The sequence below is a fragment of the Pseudomonas sp. TH34 genome (genome assembly GCF_016650865.1).
GTDB lineage: Bacteria > Pseudomonadota > Gammaproteobacteria > Pseudomonadales > Pseudomonadaceae > Aquipseudomonas > Aquipseudomonas yamanorum.
Genome location: NZ_JAEKFB010000031.1, coordinates 122,860 through 143,015, shown reverse-complemented (window position 1 = coordinate 143,015; position 20,156 = coordinate 122,860). Strand labels below are relative to the sequence as shown.

Sequence of the window (20,156 nt, the reverse complement as noted above, 5' to 3'; positions counted from 1 at the left end):
TCACGGTCTAGGGGCCACGGCGATTCAAGCCTGATTCCCTGGCAGATCGACCTGTGCATCCAATAGGCTCATGAAAGCCCGCGCAGCGTTCGACAGCGTCCTTTCGGTGTGCACGATATAGCCTAGCTGGCGACTGAGCTGTATGCCCGGCAAAGCGATGCGTGCCACCTGATCATCGAGCATGGTGCGGGGCAGCACGCTCCAGGCCAGGCCGATGGAGACCATCATCTTGATGGTTTCCAGGTAGTTGGTGCTCATGGCGATGTTCGGCGTCAGGCCCTGGGCCTCGAACAGCCGCTGCACGATGTGGTGGGTAAAGGTGTTGCCCCCGGGAAACACCGCCGGGTGCCGGGCGATATCCGCCAGGTTGACGCTGCCGTTGCTGATCAGGCTGTGTTCCGGTGCCACCACGAAATCCAGCGGGTCGTCCCACACCGGGGTGGCCCGCACCAGCGTGTGGGGCTCCGGCGCGAGGGTGATCACGGCCACCTCGGCGCGGCCATGGAGGATTTCTTCGTAGGCCACTTCCGAATCGAGAAACTGAATATCCAGGGCGACGTTCGGGTATTCCCGGGTAAACGTACGCAGTACCGGCGGCAGGCGGTGCAGGCCGATATGGTGGCTGGTGGCCAGAGTGAGGCGCCCGCTGACCTCGCCGGTGAGGTTGGTCAGGGCGCGGCGGGTGTCGTCCAGCACGTTGAGAATCTGATAAGCCCGCGGTAGTAATGCGCGCCCGGCTTCGGTGAGGCCGACTTCACGCCCCAGCCGGTCGAACAGGCGCACCTTTAATTGCTGCTCCAGGCCGGCGATGCGCTTGCTGATGGCGGGTTGGGTGAGGTGCAGGCGTTCGCCGGCACCGGAGAAGCTGCCGGTCTCGGCGATGGCGATAAAGGCATTGAGGTTGGCCAGGTCCATTGTGCTATTCCAGTTGGTAATCCAAAGCATAAAAAATATGAATTTGAGTTATTTAATGTAGCGCCATACCATCAGCCTCACAAGCCAAAGGGTTATTGAATCGTTCAAGGCCCGGGGCATAGAAACACCTGATGAGGACCGCGTGATGGCCGGCAAAACGCTTTACGACAAGCTTTGGGATTCCCATGAAGTGAAACGGCGCGATGATGGGTCGTCGCTGATCTACATCGACCGTCACATCATCCATGAAGTGACCTCGCCTCAAGCGTTCGAAGGCCTGCGACTGGCCGGGCGCAAGCCTTGGCGCGTCGACTCGATCATCGCCACCCCGGACCACAACGTGCCGACTACCCCGGAGCGTAAAGGCGGGATCGACGCCATCGTCGACACCGTGTCGCGCCTCCAGGTGCAGACCCTCGATGATTACTGCGACGAATATGGCATCACCGAATTCAAGATGAATGACGTGCGTCAAGGCATCGTTCACGTGATCGGCCCGGAGCAGGGCGCCACCTTGCCCGGCATGACCGTGGTCTGCGGTGACTCCCACACCTCCACCCACGGTGCGTTTGGTGCCTTGGCTCACGGCATCGGCACTTCCGAGGTGGAGCACGTTTTCGCCACCCAGTGCCTCGTTGCCAAGAAAATGAAGAACATGCTGGTGTCGGTGGAAGGTGAATTGCCTTTCGGCGTCACTGCCAAAGACATCGTCCTCGCGGTGATCGGCAAGATCGGCACCGCCGGCGGTAACGGCCATGCCATCGAATTCGCCGGCAGCGCGATTCGCGACCTGTCCATCGAAGGCCGCATGACCATCTGCAACATGTCCATCGAAGCCGGTGCCCGCGTGGGCATCGTAGCGGCGGACGAGAAGACCATTGCCTACGTCAAGGGGCGTCCATTCGCACCAAGCGGCGCCGATTGGGACGCGGCGGTCGAAGCCTGGAAAGACCTGGTGTCCGACGCCGACGCGGTATTCGACACCGTGGTCACCCTCGACGCCGCCCAGATCAAGCCGCAGGTCAGCTGGGGCACTTCGCCGGAAATGGTGTTGGCCGTTGACCAGAACGTGCCGGACCCGGCCAAGGAAACCGACCTGGTCAAGCGCGGTTCCATCGAGCGCGCCTTGAAGTACATGGGTTTGAAAGCCAACCAGGCGATCACCGACATCCAGCTGGATCGCGTGTTTATTGGCTCCTGCACCAACTCGCGGATCGAAGACTTGCGCGCTGCGGCCGTCATCGCCAAGGGCCGCAAAGTCGCCTCGACCATCAAGCAGGCGATCGTGGTGCCAGGTTCGGGTCTGGTTAAAGCCCAGGCTGAAGCTGAAGGCCTCGACAAGATCTTCCTCGAAGCCGGTTTTGAATGGCGCGAGCCGGGCTGCTCCATGTGCCTGGCAATGAACCCGGACCGTTTGGAGTCGGGCGAGCATTGCGCGTCCACCTCCAACCGTAATTTCGAAGGGCGTCAGGGCGCCGGTGGCCGTACCCACCTCGTCAGCCCGGCCATGGCTGCTGCGGCTGCCGTCAACGGTCGTTTCATCGACGTTCGCGAATTGATCTGAGGAATACCCGATGAGAGCTTTTACCCAACACACCGGTTTAGTCGCGCCGTTGGACCGTGCCAACGTGGACACTGACCAGATCATTCCCAAGCAGTTCTTGAAGTCGATCAAGCGCACCGGCTTCGGCCCGAACCTGTTCGACGAGTGGCGCTACCTGGACGTGGGCTATGCCTACCAGGACAACTCCAAGCGCCCGTTGAACAAGGAGTTCGTGCTCAACGCCGAACGTTACCAAGGCGCCAGCGTGTTGCTGGCCCGGGAAAACTTCGGTTGCGGCTCCAGCCGTGAACACGCGCCGTGGGCCCTGGAAGAATATGGCTTTCGCAGCATCATCGCGCCGAGCTACGCCGACATCTTCTTCAACAACAGCTTCAAGAACGGCTTGCTGCCGATCATCTTGAGCGATGCCGAAGTGGACGAGTTGTTCCAGCAAGTGGAAGCCGATGTGGGCTACCAGCTGACCATCGACCTGGCGGCGCAGACCGTGACCCGTCCGGACGGCAAGGTGTATCACTTTGAAGTGGACGCCTTCCGCAAACACTGCCTGATCAATGGCCTGGACGACATCGGCCTGACCTTGCAGGACGGCGATGCGATTGCAGCGTTTGAGGCCAAGCACCGGGCGAGTCAGCCTTGGTTGTTTCGCGACGCTTGATTCTATGTAGACCGGACTGGCCCCTTCGCGAGCAAGCCCGCTCCCACATTTGATTGCATTTCAACTGAAGAAACTCGGTCGAATGTGGGGAGCGGGCTTGCTCGCGAAAGGGCCAGCAGCAACACAAAAACCAGGACACCATCATGACCAGCACCGCCCACACCCAAGTCGTGCAAAAACAATTCGGCGAGCAGGCCTCGGCCTACCTGAGCAGCGCAGTTCACGCTCAAGGCACCGAATTCGCGCTGCTCCAGGCCGAACTGGCCGGGCAGGGCGCTGCGCGACTGCTGGACCTGGGTTGCGGCGCCGGTCATGTGAGTTTCAACGTTGCACCGTTGGTTAAAGAAGTGGTGGCCTACGACCTGTCCCAGCAGATGCTCGACGTGGTCGCCGCCGCTGCCGTGGACCGTGGCCTGGGTAACATCCGCACCGTGCACGGCGCCGCCGAGCGCCTGCCGTTTGCCGATGGCGAGTTCGACTTCGTGTTCAGCCGCTACTCGGCCCACCACTGGAGCGACCTCGGCCTGGCCCTGCGTGAAGTGCGTCGGGTGCTCAAGCCGGGCGGTGTGGCCGCGTTTGTGGACGTCTTGTCACCGGGCAGCCCGCTGTTGGACACTTACCTGCAAACCGTCGAAGTGCTGCGCGACACCAGCCACGTGCGCGACTATTCCGCCGGCGAGTGGATGCGCCAGCTCAGCGAAGCCGGTTTGCATGTACGCAACAGCAGCCGCCAGCGCCTGCGCCTGGAATACACCTCGTGGGTGGAGCGCATGCGTACCCCAGAGGTATTGCGTGCCGCGATCCTGGAGTTGCAAAAGGCAATGGGCCAGGAAGTGCGCGATTATTTCGAGATTCAAGCCGACGGCACCTTCAGCACCGACGTGCTGGTGGTGTGGGCCGAACGCTGATTAATTTTTCCCGACCTGCCCCTGGGCAGGTCGCTTGATGAAATGAGGAACGCATGAGCAAGCAGATTCTGATTCTCCCTGGCGACGGCATTGGTCCGGAAATCATGGCCGAAGCGGTCAAAGTCCTGGAAGTGGCCAACGGCAAGTACAGCCTGGGCTTCGAATTGAGCCACGACGTGATCGGCGGCGCGGCCATCGACAAACACGGCGTGCCCCTGGCCGACGAGACCCTGGACCGTGCCCGCGCAGCTGACGCCGTGCTGCTGGGCGCCGTGGGTGGCCCGAAATGGGACAAGATCGAACGTGACATCCGCCCTGAGCGCGGCCTGCTGAAGATCCGTGCGCAACTGGGCCTGTTCGGCAACCTGCGCCCGGCGATCCTTTACCCGCAACTGGCGGACGCTTCCAGCCTGAAGCCGGAAATCGTCGCGGGGCTGGACATCCTGATCGTCCGCGAACTGACCGGCGGTATCTACTTCGGCTCGCCACGGGGCGTGCGCGAGTTGGAGAATGGCGAGCGTCAGGCCTACGACACCCTGCCGTACAGCGAGAGTGAAATCCGCCGTATCGCCCGTGTCGGTTTCGACATGGCCCGCGTGCGTGGCAAGAAGGTTTGCTCGGTGGACAAGGCCAACGTATTGGCCTCCAGCCAGCTGTGGCGTGAAATCGTCGAGGAAGTCGCCAAGGACTACCCGGACGTCGAGCTGAGCCACATGTACGTCGACAACGCCGCCATGCAACTGGTGCGTGCACCCAAGCAATTCGACGTGATCGTCACCGACAACCTGTTTGGCGACATCCTGTCCGACCAGGCCTCGATGCTCACCGGTTCCATTGGCATGCTGCCGTCGGCGTCCCTGGATGCCAACAACAAGGGCATGTACGAGCCGTGCCACGGTTCTGCGCCGGACATCGCAGGGCAGGGCATTGCGAACCCGTTGGCGACCATTTTGTCGGTGTCGATGATGCTGCGTTACAGCTTCAACCTGACCGACGCGGCGGATGCCATCGAAAAGGCTGTGAGCCTGGTGCTGGACCAAGGCCTGCGCACCGGCGACATCTGGTCCCAGGGTTGCACCAAGGTCGGTACGCAAGAAATGGGCGACGCAGTAGTCGCCGCGCTGCGGAATCTGTAATCTCTCGGGCCCGCTTGCAGATGTTGCTGCAAGGCGGCCCACTTTTGAACAAGGTGTAGTTGCGATGAAACGTGTAGGTCTGATCGGTTGGCGCGGTATGGTCGGTTCCGTGCTCATGCAGCGGATGCTGGAAGAGCAGGATTTTGATCTTATTGAGCCGGTGTTTTTCACTACCTCCAATGTAGGTGGTCAAGGGCCGTCCGTGGGCAAGGACATTGCTCCGCTCAAGGACGCCTACAACATTGAAGAACTGAAGACCCTCGACGTCATTCTGACTTGCCAGGGCGGCGACTACACCAGCGAAGTCTTCCCCAAGCTGCGCGAAGCCGGCTGGCAGGGTTACTGGATCGACGCCGCCTCCAGCCTGCGCATGCAGGATGACGCGGTCATCGTCCTGGACCCGGTCAACCGCAAGGTGATCGACCAGCAACTGGACGCAGGCACCAAGAACTACATCGGCGGCAACTGCACCGTCAGCCTGATGCTGATGGGCCTGGGCGGCTTGTTCGAAGCCGGCCTGGTGGAGTGGATGAGCGCCATGACCTATCAGGCGGCCTCCGGTGCCGGCGCGCAGAACATGCGTGAACTGATCAAGCAAATGGGCGCGACCCACGCGGCGGTGGCCGATCAACTGGCTGACCCGGCCAGCGCGATCCTCGACATTGACCGCCGTGTGGCCGAAGCCATGCGCAGCGAGGCCTACCCGACCGAGAACTTCGGTGTGCCACTGGCCGGTAGCCTGATCCCGTGGATCGACAAGGAACTGCCTAACGGCCAGAGCCGTGAAGAGTGGAAGGCCCAGGCCGAGACCAACAAGATCCTTGGTCGCTTCAAGAGCCCGATCCCGGTGGACGGCATCTGCGTGCGCATCGGCGCCATGCGTTGCCACAGCCAGGCGCTGACCATCAAGCTGAACAAAGACGTGCCGATCGCCGATATCGAAGGGCTGATCAGCCAGCACAACCCTTGGGTCAAGCTGGTGCCGAACAACCGCGATATCAGTATCCAGGAACTGAGCCCGAACAAGGTGACCGGTACCCTGAATGTGCCGGTTGGCCGTCTGCGCAAGCTGAACATGGGGACGCAGTACCTGGGCGCGTTCACCGTCGGCGACCAATTGCTGTGGGGCGCGGCTGAGCCGTTGCGTCGCATGCTGCGGATCTTGCTGGAGCGGTAATCGCTGCTGGTAATAAGAAACCCGCGTTCTGGTGACAGGCGCGGGTTTTTTATTGCTCTCTCGGGCCCTTTCGCGAGCAAGCCCGCTCCCACATTTGATCGCATTTCAACTGAAGTAACTCGGTCGAATGTGGGAGCGGGCTTGCTCGCGAAGAGGCCATCAGCCACACCACAAGCCCCAGCCAATTGCCTCACCCCCGGCCACCCGGTAAAGTGCCGCTCCCCCGCAATGCCCGAGGCAGCCCCCATGACCCAGACCTTTGATATTGCCGTGATCGGCGCTACCGGCACCGTTGGCGAAACCCTGGTGCAGATCCTCGAAGAGCAGGACTTCCCGGTAGGCAACCTGCACCTGTTGGCCAGTAGCGAGTCGGCCGGGCATTCGGTGCCGTTTCGGGGCAAGAACGTGCGGGTACGGGAAGTCGATGAGTTTGATTTCAGCAAAGTCCAGCTGGTGTTCTTCGCTGCCGGCCCTGCGGTCACCTTGAGTTTCGCTCCACGCGCCACCGCCGCCGGCTGCACGCTGATCGACCTGTCTGGCGCCTTGCCGGCCGATCAGGCGCCGCAAGTGGTGCCGGAAGCCAATGCCCGCGTCCTGGATGGCCTGACAAAACCGTACCAGGTCAGCAGCCCAAGCCCGTCGGCCACCGCCCTGGCCGTGGTGCTGGCGCCACTGCGCGGCGTGCTGGATATCCAGCGCGTCAGCGTCACGGCCAATCTCGCCGTTTCCGCCCAAGGCCGTGAAGCGGTCAGCGAACTTGCCCGGCAGACCGCCGAGTTGCTGAACGTGCGCCCGTTGGAGCCAAAATTCTTCGACCGGCAGATGGCCTTCAACCTGCTGGCCCAGGTCGGCAAGCCTGACGCCCAAGGCCACACTGCCCTGGAAAAGCGCCTGGTGCACGAATTGCGCGCCGTGCTGGAAATGCCGTTGCTAAAGATTTCCGCAACCTGCGTTCAAGCCCCGGTGTTTTTTGGCGATAGCCTGACTGTGTCACTGCAATTGGGGGCAGCGGTCGATCTTGCCGCCGTCAACCTTGCCCTGGACTCGGCGCCGGGTGTCGAACTGGTAGAAGAGGGCGATTACCCTACGGCGGTTGGCGATGCGGTCGGTCAAGACGTGGTCTACGTTGGCCGGGTGCGCGCCGGTGTTGATGATCCGGCGGAACTAAATATGTGGCTGACGTCAGATAACGTACGCAAAGGTGCCGCACTGAACGCCGTACAACTGGCGCAGTTGTTGATAAAAGGCCTTGTGTAAAAGATACTTGGCGGCAATTTGTAGATTGATTCTAGCCAAGCGCTATGCTTGGCCCCAAGCTGGAAAGATTGCGCGTCGGTGACCTATCGGCTCGCCATGCCTTATGGCAGCGGTTACCACCCTTCTCGCAGGCCGGGGAGTGTTCAAAAAGGATGAGGCTATGGTTCAAGTTCGCAAACTGGTGTTAGCAATAGCGGCCGCCTCGGCGCTGTCCTCCGGTATGGCGCAAGCACTGCAGCTTGGGGAGATGACCCTCAAGTCGAAGCTGAACCAGCCGCTGTCGGTGGAGATCGAATTGCTCGACGTCGGTGGCCTGACCGCCTCCGAGATCACCCCCAGCCTCGCTTCGTCCCAGGCCTTTGTGGATGCGGGCGTCGATCGCCAGGCGTTCCTGAATGACCTGACGTTTACCCCGGTGGTCAACCCGAACGGCCGCAGTGTGGTGCGTGTCACCTCCAGCCAGCCGTTGCCTGATTCCTATGTGCGTTTCCTGCTGCAGGTGCAATGGCCCAACGGCCGCCTGATGCGCGACTACAGCGTATTGCTGGACCCGGCCAAGTTCGACCAGTCGACCCCGGCTGCCAGTGCACCCGCGCCCGCGCCACGTTTGAGCGCGCCTGCGACGGCTCCGGCGATCAGCAAGCCCAAGGAGCACACCACAACGTCCCACGACACCTTGTGGGAAATCGCCGCGAAGAACCGTAATGGTGCCTCGGTGCAGCAAACCATGCTGGCCATTCAGGCACTGAACCCTGATGCCTTTGTCGACGGCAACATCAACCGCATGAAAACCGGCCACGTCCTGCGCTTGCCGGATTCGGGGCAAAGCACCAGCCTGCCGCAGCCCCAGGCGATTGCTGAAGTGACTGCGCAAAACGCGGCGTGGCGCGAGGGGCGTCGCGGCGGTAATCAGCCCGCCGGCAAGGCGCAACTCGACGCCACCAAGCGTACCCAGGCCGGTAACGCGCCTGCGCAGACCAACACCAAGGACAACTTGAGCCTGGTCTCGGCCGAAGCGGCCAAGAAAGGCGTAAAGGGTGGTGCTGGCGACAGCCGGGCCTTGAACAACAAGCTGGCGGTGACCCAGGAAAGCCTGGATTCGACCCGTCGCGAGAATGAAGAGCTGAAAAGCCGCATGGCTGACCTGCAAAGTCAGCTGGACAAGCTGCAGCGGCTGATCGAGCTCAAGAACAACCAGTTGGCCAAGTTGCAGACCCCGGGTGGTGCTGCGGCGCAGCCTGCTGCCACGGCTGCGATGCCGGCTGAAGTGGCTGCACAACCGGCGGCGCCGGCTGCGGCAACCCCGGCAGCAACCCCCGTGGCTGCGCCGGTCGAGACGCCGGTCAAGGCGGACACGGCGCCGGCCAGCACCGAAGGCAAATTCAACGACCTGCTGACCAACCCGATCGTGCTCGGCGTGATCGGTGGCGCGGCGGGCCTGCTGGTGCTGTTGCTTCTGCTGCTGTGGGCGCGTCATCGCAACGCGCGCCTTGAAGAAGAGAAGCACCTGCGCATGGCGCGGGCCCTGGCTGAAGAGCCGGAATTTGCGCCGAACATTGATCACGATCTGCCATCCGACAGTTTCGAAGGCCTTGATGTACCACCGCCGAACGTCAAGCTGGCTCCAGCTCCAGCTCCAGCTCCAGCCCCGGCGGCAGTGGTTGCTCCGGTGATCGCGCCGGTCGTCGCCCCTGTTGCTGCGGAGCGCCCGGCCGACGCCCTGGCGCAAGCCCAGTCGCACATCGACCGTGGCCACCTGAACCAGGCCGCTGAAGTGCTGGAAGATGCAATCAAGCAAGAGCCTGCCCGCAGCGACCTGCGGCTCAAGCTGATGGAAGTCCACGGTTTGCAGGGCAACAAGGACGGGTTTGTCACTCAGGAGCGTCAACTGGTCGCCAATGGTGAGAATCACGCTCAGGTTGAACAGCTGAAAAGCCGCTTCCCGGCCATGGCCGTGCTCGCGGCCGGCGTCAGCGCTGCCGTTGCCGCCGCCGCCCTCGACGCCCAATACGTCAAGGACCTGCTCAAGGACGAACCTGCGCCGCCAGCATCAGAACCTGCGCCGGAGCCGGACGCGTTTGACACCGACTTCGACCTGAGCCTGGACGATCTGGAAGCTGCTTCCCCGGCCGTGGTCAATCTGCAGGCGGACGACCTGAGCTTCGAGTCGGTGCTGCAACAGCAGACCGAGGCCAAGGCCAGCGAGGAGGACCTCTCGGACTTCGACCTGGACCTGCAGCTTGATCCGCCATCCTCGACCCAGTCCGACGACGACTTCCTCTCCGGTCTCGAAGACCAGATGAAGGACCAGCCACCAGTAGAGCCGCCGACCCTGACGCCGGCTGACCTGGACGACCTGGACCTGCCGGAAGATTTCGACCTGTCCCTGGCCGACGAGCCCGAGGCGCCTGCCGCGGCCAAGCCAGATGCATTCGCCTCCAAGCTTGATGACGTCAACGCCGAGCTGGATCGCCTGTCGCAAAGCCTGGAGCATCCGCCGATCGAGCCGTCCTTCACCGAAGAAGACGCGGCATTGGGGGGCGATGAGCCGGAATTCGACTTCCTGTCCGGTACCGATGAAGTGGCAACCAAGCTTGACCTGGCCCAGGCCTACATCGACATGGGCGATGCCGACGGTGCGCGGGACATCCTTGGCGAAGTGCTCAAGGAAGGCGACGACGGTCAGAAAGGCGAAGCCAAGGAAATGCTCAGCCGGCTGGCTTGAGATACGTGGTAAATACAACGGCAGCCTTCGGGCTGCCGTTTTGCCATCCAGGCACCAAACCCATGGCGTCCCCGGCGCGCGGCCTTATAATGGCCGCCTTTGCGCAACTCATCAGGCTCTCAGTTCTTGGCAAATATAGATAACGCGGCCGCCGAAATGGCGGCCGCAGGCTTTTTCAGAATCGCCCTGGGCGTGGAATACAAAGGCTCACGCTATCGCGGCTGGCAGCGCCAGGCCTCCGGCGTGCCGACGGTGCAGGAAACCCTGGAAAAGGCCCTGTCGAAAGTCGCCGACTCACCGGTGTCGCTGATGTGCGCCGGGCGTACCGACGCCGGCGTGCATGCCTGCGGGCAAGTGGTGCACTTCGATACCCAGGCCGAGCGCTCGATGAAGGCGTGGGTGATGGGCGCCAATATCAACTTGCCCCACGACGTCAGCGTCAGTTGGGCCAAGGTGATGCCGGCGGATTTTCATGCGCGCTTCAAGGCTATCGCTCGGCGTTACCGCTATGTGATCTACAACGATCAGATCCGTCCGGCCCATCTCAACGAAGAAATCACCTGGAACCACCGCCCGCTGGACGCCGAGCGCATGGCCGAGGCCGCCCAGCATCTGGTGGGTATCCATGATTTCAGCGCGTTTCGTGCCGGCCAGTGCCAGGCCAAGTCGCCGATCAAGGAAGTCCATCACCTGCGGGTGACCCGCCACGGCAAAATGATCGTGCTGGATATTCGCGCCGGCGCCTTCCTGCACCACATGGTGCGTAACATCGCCGGGGTGCTGATGACCATCGGTACCGGCGAGCGTCCGGTGGAGTGGGCTAAGGAAGTCCTGGAAAGCCGGATTCGTCGCACCGGTGGCGTCACGGCGCATCCGTTCGGCCTGTACCTGGTGGATGTGGAGTACCGCGACGAGTTCGAATTGCCCCAGCGGTTCATCGGGCCACACTTCCTCACAGGTTTCAGCGAACTTGGCGGCTGACGCCCTCAAAAGCATTTGTTACCATCCGGGACTTTCTCGGACACGCCCTGAGGTTTCATCGACATGTCTGCCGTTCGCAGCAAGATTTGCGGGATTACCCGCATAGAAGACGCGTTGGCGGCGGTCGAGGCGGGGGCCGATGCCATCGGTTTCGTGTTTTACGCCAAAAGTCCGCGGGCGGTGAATGTGTTGCAGGCGCGGGCGATCATTGCCGCGCTACCGCCGTTTGTGACCACCGTGGGGTTGTTCGTCAACGCCAGCCGTTGCGAACTCAATGAAACCCTAGATGCCGTACAACTGGACATGCTGCAGTTTCATGGCGATGAAAGCCCTGACGAGTGCGAAAGCTACCAGCGTCCGTATATCAAGGCGTTGCGGGTCAAGGCCGGCGACGATATCGCGGTGGCATGCGCAGCCTATACCGGGGCGCGCGGGATTCTTCTCGACACCTATGTCGAAGGTGTTCCCGGTGGCACCGGCGAGGCTTTTGATTGGTCGTTGATTCCTGAAGGCCTGAGCAAGCCGATCATCCTGGCGGGCGGCCTGAATCCGGGCAACGTGGCCAGCGCCATCCAGCAGGTGCGGCCTTACGCCGTGGACGTCAGCGGTGGGGTAGAGCAGGCCAGGGGCATCAAGGATCACGCAAAGATTCGCGCATTCATGCAGGCCGTGCGCGACAGCAGTGGGACGATGTGACGGCTGGCAGTCTGCCGCCGTCCATAACTACCACTGTGTAAAACAGCCCGGCGCCGCCTGTGGGAGGCCCGGAAATGAAGTGGCAACCCTGCACGGCAGGTTGTCTGGAAGGCTGAGGACACAGGCAGGAAATGGCAGGTCGAACGTCTGACCCCGTCCAGTTTGTGTCATCGCCACATATGAATTTAGCTCAAGGGCATACGCGGGGCTGTGTTCAAGCCACCGGTACTGGAGAAAGAAAGCATGAGCAACTGGTTAGTAGACAAACTGATCCCCTCGATCATGCGTTCCGAGGTGAAGAAAAGCTCGGTTCCTGAAGGTCTTTGGCACAAGTGCCCATCCTGCGACGCGGTGTTGTACCGCCCGGAGCTGGAAAAGACCCTGGACGTTTGCCCCAAGTGCAACCACCACATGCGTATCGGCGCCCGCGCCCGCATTGATATCTTCCTCGACGCTGATGGTCGCTCCGAACTGGGCGCTGACCTGGAGCCGGTTGACCGTCTGAAATTCCGCGACGGCAAGAAGTACAAGGACCGCCTGACAGCTGCGCAGAAGCAGACCGGTGAGAAGGACGCGCTGATTTCCGTCAGCGGCAAGCTGCTGGGCATGCCAGTAGTGGTTTCCGCCTTCGAATTCTCCTTCATGGGCGGTTCCATGGGCGCCATCGTTGGCGAGCGTTTTGTACGTGCCGCCAACTACGCCTTGGAAAACCGTTGCCCGATGATCTGCTTCGCGGCGTCCGGCGGCGCGCGGATGCAGGAAGCGCTGATTTCCCTGATGCAAATGGCCAAGACCTCCGCGGTACTGGCGCGTCTGCGCGAAGAGGGTATTCCGTTTATCTCCGTGCTGACCGACCCGGTCTACGGCGGCGTTTCCGCCAGCCTGGCGATGTTGGGTGACGTTATCGTCGGCGAGCCTAAGGCCCTGATCGGTTTCGCCGGCCCGCGTGTTATCGAGCAAACCGTTCGTGAAAAACTGCCGGAAGGTTTCCAGCGCAGCGAGTTCCTGCTGGAACACGGCGCGATCGATCTGATCATTCCCCGCGGCGAACTGCGCCCACGCCTGGGTAGCCTGCTGGCCCAGATGATGGGCCTGCCGACACCTGTGTACGTCGCGCCTAAAATTGAGCCAATCGTCGTGCCACCGGTGCCTGCAAACATATGACCCAACGTACCCTGGGCGAATGGCTCGCCTACCTTGAGCAGTTGCATCCGTCAGCCATCGACATGGGCCTGGAGCGCTCGCAACAGGTAGCGGCCCGCCTCGGGTTGGGCAGGCCGGCGCCGCGCGTGATCACGGTGACCGGCACCAACGGCAAGGGTTCTACTTGCGCCTTTGTCGCGGCCTTGCTGCAAGCCCAGGGCCTGAAGGTCGGCGTGTACAACTCGCCGCACCTGCTGCGCTACAACGAACGGGTGCAACTCAATGGCGTCGAAGCCACTGATGAGCAGCTCTGCGAAGCCTTCGCCGCACTCGATACCGGGCGTGGCGAGATTTCCCTGACTTATTTCGAGATGGGCACCCTGGCGGCGTTCTGGCTGTTCGAGCGTGCACAACTTGATGTGGTGGTGCTGGAAGTCGGCCTGGGCGGGCGTCTGGACACGGTCAACGTGGTAGATGCCGACCTGGCGCTGATCACCAGTATCGGTGTCGACCATGCGGACTATCTGGGTAACACCCGTGAGTCCGTGGCCTATGAAAAGGCCGGGATTTTCCGCCAGGGCAAGCCTGCACTGTGCGGCGACCTGGATCCGCCGCATACCTTGTTGGATAAGGTGCGCGAGCTGGATTGCCCATTCTTCCTGCGTGGGCGTGATTTCAATCTCGAGGTTGGCGACCGGTTCTGGCAGTGGCGCGGAGTTGATGCGCGCGGCCAAACCGTTGAATTGCACGACCTGCCGCTGCTGAACCTGCCAATGGAAAACGCCGCGCTCGCACTGCAAGCCTATTTGTTGCTGGATCTGCCCTGGCATGCCGAGCAGATTGCCGCTACGTTGCAGGCGACTCGCGTGGTGGGGCGCCTTGATCGACGCAGCTTCGACTGGAAGGGCAAGCGCCTGAACCTGCTGCTGGATGTGGGGCATAACCCTCACGCTGCTGAATACCTGGCCAAGCGCTTGGCACTTACGCCGCCCGCCGGTCGCCGCCTCGCGGTGTTCGGGTTGCTGTCCGACAAGGACCTGGACGGTGTGGTTGCACCCTTGTTGGGCGACGTCCAGGCCTGGGCGGTTGCGCCGCTGGACACATCCCGCAGTCGTCCTGCCGTCGAGTTGCAGGCCGCGTTGCAGAACCTTGGCGCGTCGGTGACGTCCCATGCAAGCGTGACGGCCGCCCTGGAAGCCCAGTGCGCGGTTGCGACGTCTGAGGATGAGATTCTGTTGTTCGGATCATTTTATTGTGTTGCCGAGGCACTCGAGTGGTTGGCCCGGCGCTCCACGGAGGAAGCTGCACATGGCATTACTGGATAGCGCATACAAGCAGCGAATGGTTGGAGCCCTGGTTCTGGTGGCGTTGGCGGTGATTTTTCTGCCGATGCTGTTTTCCCGTCAGGACGAGCAACGCCAGGTGACCGTCGAGGCCCCGGCTGCGCCCCAGGCGCCCGCGGTACCTCAGGTTCAGGTCGAGCCGGTGGTGGTTCCCGAGCCGCAAGCGCTGCCGGAAGAAGAGCCGGTGCCGACCGATGACGAAGTGGCTGCACAGCAAGCGCCGTCGATGCCGATTCAGCCGAGCGTACCGGTGGTGAAGCCTGCGCCTGCTGCGCCTGCTGCTCCGGCAGTCGCGGCCAAGCCTGCGGCCCCGGCGCCAGCACCAAAACCTGTGGCGCCACAACCGGCTGCACCGGGCAAGCCGGACGTCGGTCAAAGCCGCATTGATCCGAATGGCTTGCCGATCAGTTGGTCGATCCAGTTGGCCAGCCTGGCCAATCGCGAAAGCGCCGAAGCCTTGCAGAAAACCCTGCGCAGCCAGGGTTACAACGCCTATATCCGCAGTGCCGACGGCAAGAACCGGGTATTTGTCGGGCCGCTGATCGAGCGCGCCGAGGCGGATCGCCTGCGTGACTCGCTGGATCGCCAGCAAAAGCTCAAGGGTTTTGTGGTTCGCTTCCAGCCCGAAAAAGGCTGAGGCTGCAAGGATTCAAGCTGGAATGCGGTCAATGTGGGAGCGGGCTTGCTCGCGAAGGCGGTGTATCAGTCAGCAGATTTATTGGCTGGCCCACCGCCTTCGCGAGCAGTCCCGCTCCCACAGGTGTTTTGGGTGTGCCGCGACAGGCCGGTTTCCATTCCCCTATAACTCATTGATTTCAAATGCACAGCCAATCACAGCTTACCGATAGCCCGACGCTCTGCTAAAATGCGCCGCCTTATCCGTCTGTAGGCTGAACTGTGCCATTTACCTGGGTTGATTGGGCGATCGTTGCAATCGTCGCCATCTCCGCTTTGATCAGTCTGAGCCGCGGCTTCGTTAAAGAAGCATTGTCGCTGCTGACATGGATCATCGCAGGGGTTGTAGCCTGGATGTTCGGCGGTTCATTGTCCGTCTACCTGGCCGGATACATCGAAACACCTTCGGCTCGCGTCATCGCGGGCTGCGCCATCATGTTCATCGCCACGTTGTTGGTGGGGGCAATGGTCAATTATCTTATCGGCGAATTGATACGCGTCACCGGCCTCTCCGGGACCGATCGATTTCTCGGCATGGCCTTCGGCGCCGCGCGTGGCGGGTTGCTGGTGGTCGTGGCGGTCGGGCTGTTGAGCCTGGGGCCGGTACAGCAGGATTCGTGGTGGCAGGAGTCTGTACTCGTGCCAAAATTTCTATTGGTTGCAGATTGGTCCAAAAACCTCATTTTGGGGTGGAGCAGTCAGTGGCTGGCCAGCGGGATCAGCGTACCCGCTGATCTTCCGTTCAAGGAACACCTCTTGCCGGCCAAAACGCCTCAGTAAGTTGTGTTCAGTCAAGATTCATTAAGTAGGGGTTGCGTCGCATGTGTGGCATCGTCGGTATCGTCGGTAAGTCGAACGTGAATCAGGCGCTGTATGACGCGCTAACCGTCCTCCAGCACCGCGGCCAGGATGCTGCCGGTATTGTGACCAGCCACGACGGCCGGTTATTTCTGCGCAAGGACAATGGTCTGGTGCGCGACGTGTTCCATCAGCGCCACATGCAGCGCCTGGTCGGGCACATGGGCATTGGCCACGTGCGCTACCCGACAGCGGGCAGCTCGACCTCGGCCGAAGCCCAGCCGTTCTACGTCAACTCGCCGTATGGCATCACCCTGGCGCACAACGGCAACCTGACCAACGTTGAACAGCTGGCCAAGGAGATTTACGAATCTGACCTGCGCCACGTCAACACCAACTCGGACTCCGAAGTCCTGCTGAACGTGTTCGCCCACGAGCTGGCCCAGCGTGGCAAGCTGCAGCCGACCGAAGAAGACGTGTTCGCTGCCGTGACTGACGTGCACAACCGTTGCGTCGGTGGTTATGCCGTCGTAGCGATGGTGACCGGCTACGGCATCGTCGGTTTCCGCGACCCCCACGGCATCCGCCCGATCGTGTTCGGCCAGCGTCACACCGACGAAGGCGTCGAGTACATGATCGCTTCCGAAAGCGTGTCCCTGGACGTGCTGGGCTTCACCCTGATCCGCGACCTGGCGCCAGGCGAAGCGGTCTACATCACTGAAGACGGCAAGTTGCACACCCGTCAGTGCGCACTGAACCCGAAACTCACCCCGTGCATCTTCGAACACGTCTACCTGGCGCGTCCGGATTCGATCATCGACGGTGTTTCGGTGTACAAGGCGCGTCTGCGCATGGGCGAGAAGCTGGCGGACAAGATCCTGCGCGAGCGTCCTGACCATGACATCGACGTGGTTATCCCGATTCCGGACACCAGTCGCACCGCAGCGCTGGAGCTGGCGAACCATCTGGGCGTGAAATTCCGCGAAGGCTTCGTCAAGAACCGCTACATTGGCCGTACCTTCATCATGCCCGGCCAGGCCGCTCGCAAGAAGTCGGTGCGCCAGAAGCTCAACGCGATCGAGCTGGAATTCCGCGGCAAGAACGTGATGCTGGTGGATGACTCTATCGTGCGCGGCACCACCTGCAAGCAGATCATCCAGATGGCCCGCGAAGCCGGGGCGAAGAACGTTTATTTCTGTTCCGCCGCGCCTGCCGTGCGTTACCCGAACGTGTACGGCATCGACATGCCGAGCGCCCACGAACTGATCGCCCACAACCGTTCGACCCAGGACGTTGCGGACCTGATCGGCGCCGACTGGCTGATCTACCAGGACCTGCCGGACCTGATCGAGGCCGTCGGTGGTGGCAAGATCAAGATCGATGAGTTCGATTGCGCAGTGTTCGACGGCAAGTACGTCACCGGGGATGTCGACGAGGCCTACCTGAACAAGATCGAGCAGGCGCGTAACGATTCCTCGAAGATCAAGACCCAGGCGGTCAGCGCGATCATCGACCTGTACAACAACTGAGTAGACACCGGCCCTGAGGGGCCGGTTTTGTATCTTTGATAAAGCATTCGAGTTGAGGAGTAGAGCATGAGTCAGGAATGGGATGCCGGTCGTTTGGACAGCGACCTCGATGGCGTAGCTTTCGATACCCTGGCTGTGCGCGCCGGCCAGCACCGCACCCCGGAAGGTGAGCACGGTGACCCGATGTTCTTTACCTCCAGCTATGTGTTCCGCACAGCCGCCGACGCGGCTGCGCGTTTTGCCGGTGAAGTGCCGGGGAACGTGTATTCGCGCTACACCAACCCGACCGTGCGTGCGTTCGAAGAGCGTATCGCCGCGCTGGAAGGCGCCGAGCAAGCGGTCGCCACTGCCACGGGCATGGCCGCGATTCTCGCGGTGGTCATGAGTCTGTGCAGCGCCGGCGACCATGTCCTGGTATCGCGCAGTGTGTTTGGTTCCACCATCAGCCTGTTCGAAAAGTACTTCAAGCGCTTTGGCATTGAAGTCGACTACGTGCCGCTGGCGGACCTGTCCGGTTGGGACGCGGCCATCAAGGCCAACACCAAATTGCTGTTTGTGGAGTCGCCGTCCAATCCGTTGGCCGAACTGGTAGACATCGCCGCATTGTCCGAAGTGGCTCACGCCAAGGGCGCGATGCTGATCGTTGACAACTGCTTCTGCACCCCGGCGCTGCAACAGCCGCTGAAGCTGGGCGCGGACATCGTCGTGCATTCGGCCACCAAGTTCATCGACGGCCAGGGTCGTTGCATGGGCGGTGTGGTTGCCGGTCGCAGCGAGCAGATGAAGGAAGTGGTGGGCTTCTTGCGCACTGCCGGCCCGACCCTGAGCCCGTTCAATGCCTGGATCTTCCTCAAAGGCCTGGAAACCCTGAGCCTGCGGATGAAGGCCCATTGCGCCAACGCCCAGGCCCTGGCCGAGTGGCTGGAGCAGCAGGATGGCATCGAGAAAGTCCACTACGCCGGCCTCAAGAGCCACCCGCAACACGCGTTGGCCCAGCGTCAGCAGCGTGGTTTTGGCGCGGTGGTGAGTTTCGAGGTCAAGGGCGGCAAAGAGGGCGCCTGGCGCTTTATCGATGCAACCCGCCTGATTTCCATCACCGCCAACCTGGGTGACAGCAAGACCACCATCACGCATCCAAGCACTACCTCCCACGGCCGCCTGGCGCCGCAGGAGCGTGAAGCGGCCGGTATCCGCGACAGCCTGATCCGCATTGCCGTCGGCCTGGAAGACGTTGCTGACTTGCAGGCCGATCTGGCCCGTGGGTTGGCTGCCCTGTGATCGAGTGGTCCATGGAAGCTGCGGGCGCCAGTAACGGGCGCGTCGCATTGGTGACCGGCGCGGCGCGGGGCATCGGCCTGGGCATTGCCGCCTGGCTGATCAGCGAAGGCTGGCAGGTGGTGCTCACGGATCTTGATCGTGAGCGCGGTTCCAAGGTGTCCAAGGTGCTGGGCGACAATGCCTGGTTTATCACCATGGATGTCGCGGATGAGCGGCAGGTTGCCCAGGGCGTGGCCGAGGTGCTGGGCCAGTTCGGGCGCCTGGATGCATTGGTGTGCAATGCGGCGGTGGCCGATCCGCGCAATATCACCCTGGAAAGTCTCGACCTGGCTTACTGGAACCGCGTAATGGCGGTGAACCTCAGTGGGCCCATGCTGCTGGCCAAGCACTGTGCGCCTTACCTGCGAGCCCACGGTGGTGCCATCGTTAACCTGGCGTCGACCCGGGCCCGCCAGTCGGAGCCGGATACGGAGGCTTACGCAGCGAGCAAGGGCGGTTTGCTGGCCCTGACTCACGCGCTGGCCATGAGCCTTGGGCCGGAAGTGCGGGTCAATGCCGTCAGCCCGGGCTGGATTGATGCCCGTGATCCGGCTGCACGCCGTGCCGAGCCGCTGACGGATGCCGATCACGCCCAGCACCCGGCGGGCAGGGTAGGCACGGTGGAAGACGTGGCGGCGATGGTGGCGTGGTTGCTGTCGCGCAATGCCGGGTTTGTGACTGGCCAGGAGTTCGTGGTTGATGGTGGCATGAGCAAGAAGATGATTTACAGCGAGTAGGGCGGGTCGCGGTGCTGAAGCAATTTTGTCTTTTTCAGAAAAACTTCAAGCAGGCTATTGACTTAGGTCCGCTACCTGCGTAAATTTCGCGGCCTCAACGAAGCAAAGGGTGATTAGCTCAGCTGGGAGAGCATCTGCCTTACAAGCAGAGGGTCGGCGGTTCGATCCCGTCATCACCCACCACTTCTTGAGAGTTTTGCCTTCGGGCAAGACGCAACGTTAAAGGTTGCACCGACGCGCAGCGGTAGTTCAGTCGGTTAGAATACCGGCCTGTCACGCCGGGGGTCGCGGGTTCGAGTCCCGTCCGCTGCGCCATATTTTCCAGGTCTGATGTTTCAGATTTGAGATTGAACAGCCAAGGCTGATCAGTCAGATGTTTGAAGGCGGTTGAAGGTGACACTTCAGCAGTCTGAGCGATACGCAGCGGTAGTTCAGTCGGTTAGAATACCGGCCTGTCACGCCGGGGGTCGCGGGTTCGAGTCCCGTCCGCTGCGCCATATCTGTTCCAGGGCCCACTGAACGCCTTGAGACGCCAAAGCAAGCCTATGGCTTGGTTGGATCGATAGCAAAGACCCTGGTCGAAAGACTGGGGTTTTTTGT

Annotated in this window: 17 protein-coding genes and 3 tRNA genes; 19 read left to right on the top strand and 1 reads right to left on the bottom strand. The window is 61.8% G+C overall.

Annotation, left to right across the window (positions count from 1 at the left end):
• Window positions 1-24: 24 nt before the first annotated feature.
• Window positions 25-915 carry a LysR family transcriptional regulator gene (locus JFU58_RS23625; RefSeq protein WP_017478796.1) on the bottom strand — a complete coding sequence of 297 codons (891 nt, stop codon included), beginning with the start codon at window positions 913-915 and terminating at the stop codon, window positions 25-27.
• A 145-nt stretch (window positions 916-1,060) separates the two neighbouring features.
• On the opposite strand from JFU58_RS23625, the gene leuC reads away from it, so the two are divergent.
• The 19 genes from leuC to JFU58_RS23530 all read left to right on the top strand — a co-directional run bounded on the left by leuC (window position 1,061) and on the right by JFU58_RS23530 (window position 20,053).
• Window positions 1,061-2,479, top strand: a complete 1,419-nt coding sequence (leuC, locus tag JFU58_RS23620; RefSeq protein ID WP_201142514.1) for a 3-isopropylmalate dehydratase large subunit — start codon at window positions 1,061-1,063, stop codon at window positions 2,477-2,479.
• 10 nt (window positions 2,480-2,489) lie between these two features.
• Window positions 2,490-3,134 carry a 3-isopropylmalate dehydratase small subunit gene (leuD, locus tag JFU58_RS23615; RefSeq protein ID WP_201142513.1) on the top strand — a complete coding sequence of 215 codons (645 nt, stop codon included), beginning with the start codon at window positions 2,490-2,492 and terminating at the stop codon, window positions 3,132-3,134.
• Between the two features lie 143 nt (window positions 3,135-3,277).
• Window positions 3,278-4,042, top strand: coding sequence for a class I SAM-dependent methyltransferase (locus JFU58_RS23610; protein WP_008438756.1), 765 nt, complete (start codon window positions 3,278-3,280; stop codon window positions 4,040-4,042).
• 53 nt (window positions 4,043-4,095) lie between these two features.
• On the top strand, window positions 4,096-5,178 hold the full coding sequence (leuB, locus tag JFU58_RS23605) for a 3-isopropylmalate dehydrogenase (RefSeq protein ID WP_093199370.1): 1,083 nt from the start codon (window positions 4,096-4,098) through the stop codon (window positions 5,176-5,178).
• A gap of 64 nt (window positions 5,179-5,242) precedes the next feature.
• Window positions 5,243-6,355 (top strand): aspartate-semialdehyde dehydrogenase, encoded by a 1,113-nt coding sequence (gene asd, locus JFU58_RS23600; protein ID WP_010175747.1) that lies wholly within the window; start codon window positions 5,243-5,245, stop codon window positions 6,353-6,355.
• A gap of 246 nt (window positions 6,356-6,601) precedes the next feature.
• Complete coding sequence (locus JFU58_RS23595) at window positions 6,602-7,612, top strand: aspartate-semialdehyde dehydrogenase (protein ID WP_093199364.1); 1,011 nt, start codon at window positions 6,602-6,604, stop codon at window positions 7,610-7,612.
• 160 nt (window positions 7,613-7,772) lie between these two features.
• Entirely contained in the window at window positions 7,773-10,337 is a 2,565-nt protein-coding gene (locus JFU58_RS23590; protein WP_201142512.1) for a FimV family protein, read from the top strand.
• A gap of 156 nt (window positions 10,338-10,493) precedes the next feature.
• The gene (gene truA / locus JFU58_RS23585; RefSeq protein ID WP_017478802.1) at window positions 10,494-11,318 is read left to right on the top strand and encodes a tRNA pseudouridine(38-40) synthase TruA; all 825 of its coding nucleotides are present in this window, start codon (window positions 10,494-10,496) and stop codon (window positions 11,316-11,318) included.
• A 63-nt stretch (window positions 11,319-11,381) separates the two neighbouring features.
• Window positions 11,382-12,014: a phosphoribosylanthranilate isomerase gene (locus tag JFU58_RS23580; protein ID WP_063031722.1), complete on the top strand. Its 633-nt coding sequence runs from the start codon at window positions 11,382-11,384 to the stop codon at window positions 12,012-12,014.
• Between the two features lie 243 nt (window positions 12,015-12,257).
• Window positions 12,258-13,178 (top strand): acetyl-CoA carboxylase, carboxyltransferase subunit beta, encoded by a 921-nt coding sequence (gene accD, locus JFU58_RS23575; RefSeq protein WP_003212675.1) that lies wholly within the window; start codon window positions 12,258-12,260, stop codon window positions 13,176-13,178.
• Window positions 13,175-14,482: a bifunctional tetrahydrofolate synthase/dihydrofolate synthase gene (gene folC, locus JFU58_RS23570; protein ID WP_093199356.1), complete on the top strand. Its 1,308-nt coding sequence runs from the start codon at window positions 13,175-13,177 to the stop codon at window positions 14,480-14,482. Before accD ends, folC begins: the two co-directional genes overlap by 4 nt.
• Complete coding sequence (locus tag JFU58_RS23565; RefSeq protein ID WP_201142511.1) at window positions 14,466-15,137, top strand: SPOR domain-containing protein; 672 nt, start codon at window positions 14,466-14,468, stop codon at window positions 15,135-15,137. The genes folC and JFU58_RS23565 overlap by 17 nt, the downstream gene beginning before the upstream one ends.
• A gap of 260 nt (window positions 15,138-15,397) precedes the next feature.
• Complete coding sequence (locus JFU58_RS23560) at window positions 15,398-15,955, top strand: CvpA family protein (RefSeq protein WP_003212681.1); 558 nt, start codon at window positions 15,398-15,400, stop codon at window positions 15,953-15,955.
• 41 nt (window positions 15,956-15,996) lie between these two features.
• Window positions 15,997-17,502, top strand: a complete 1,506-nt coding sequence (gene purF, locus JFU58_RS23555) for an amidophosphoribosyltransferase (RefSeq protein WP_017478807.1) — start codon at window positions 15,997-15,999, stop codon at window positions 17,500-17,502.
• Between the two features lie 66 nt (window positions 17,503-17,568).
• The gene (locus tag JFU58_RS23550) at window positions 17,569-18,780 is read left to right on the top strand and encodes an O-succinylhomoserine sulfhydrylase (RefSeq protein ID WP_017478808.1); all 1,212 of its coding nucleotides are present in this window, start codon (window positions 17,569-17,571) and stop codon (window positions 18,778-18,780) included.
• Between the two features lie 11 nt (window positions 18,781-18,791).
• Window positions 18,792-19,556 carry an SDR family oxidoreductase gene (locus JFU58_RS23545; RefSeq protein ID WP_081253187.1) on the top strand — a complete coding sequence of 255 codons (765 nt, stop codon included), beginning with the start codon at window positions 18,792-18,794 and terminating at the stop codon, window positions 19,554-19,556.
• Between the two features lie 107 nt (window positions 19,557-19,663).
• A tRNA-Val gene (locus tag JFU58_RS23540) sits at window positions 19,664-19,739 on the top strand.
• Window positions 19,740-19,794: 55 nt separating this feature from the next.
• A tRNA-Asp gene (locus JFU58_RS23535) sits at window positions 19,795-19,871 on the top strand.
• 105 nt (window positions 19,872-19,976) lie between these two features.
• Window positions 19,977-20,053: transfer RNA gene (locus JFU58_RS23530), tRNA-Asp, on the top strand.
• The last annotated feature ends 103 nt before the right edge of the window (window positions 20,054-20,156 follow it).